The sequence below is a fragment of the Extibacter sp. GGCC_0201 genome, from assembly GCF_017566055.1.
Classification (GTDB): Bacteria; Bacillota; Clostridia; order Lachnospirales; family Lachnospiraceae; genus Extibacter.
Window position 1 is genome coordinate 1 of the sequence record NZ_JABFCH010000116.1, and the last position, 229, is coordinate 229.

Here is a 229-nt window from a genome sequence, read left to right on the forward strand (position 1 = left end):
TTACAAACGTCTCTATCTTCATTTGGTCCTCTTTCCGGCCTCTAGCCTGTTGTCCTTTCTATATCAATCACATTTTCAATCTGTCTGAGCTTGCCGATCAGACGTCCCATCTCTTCTTTGCCTCTTACGACAAAGCCCATCTCCGCAGTAGAAACGCCCTTCTTACTTGTGCGGACATTCATCGTCTTAATATCGATCTCTGTTTCCGTACGGACTCTCGAGATCTCCA

At 45.9% G+C, this 229-nt stretch carries 1 protein-coding gene; it reads right to left on the reverse strand.

All coding sequences use genetic code 11. The features are described 5' to 3' along the window. Positions 1–41 precede the first annotated feature (41 nt). Positions 42–229: ACT domain-containing protein (locus HJV72_RS18945; protein ID WP_208073413.1), on the reverse strand; the 188-nt coding region annotated here is incomplete at its 5' end.